The 302-nt window shown below is 55.0% G+C and carries 1 pseudogene; it reads right to left on the reverse strand.

Annotated features, from left to right (window positions below):
• A pseudogene (locus tag GS399_RS20600) lies at positions 1 to 302 on the reverse strand (OmpA family protein); the annotation flags it as partial.

The following is a 302-nucleotide window of genomic DNA, read 5'->3' on the forward strand; positions in this document are numbered from 1 at the left end:
TCACTGCCCTTGCCGTTCTGGCGGTTAGAGGCCAGGTAACAACCGACTTCGTTGCACACCATGTAAAAGTCATCGTATCCCGTATTGACCGGTGACCGCAGGTTGATGGCCTGCTCCCACTGGTTATCGGCTCCTTTAGCTTTGTACACATCCAGCCCGCCCATGCCAGCATGGCCGCCGCTGGAAAAGTACAAGGTGCCTGCTTCGTTCACCGTTGGAAACAGCTCATCTTCCGCCGTATTGATCTGCGGTCCGCAGTTTTGCGGTGTTCCCCAGCCTTCGTTTGTTTTCTTTGCGTACCA

Source organism: Hufsiella arboris (assembly GCF_009834875.1).
GTDB classification, from domain to species: domain Bacteria; phylum Bacteroidota; class Bacteroidia; order Sphingobacteriales; family Sphingobacteriaceae; genus Hufsiella_A; species Hufsiella_A arboris.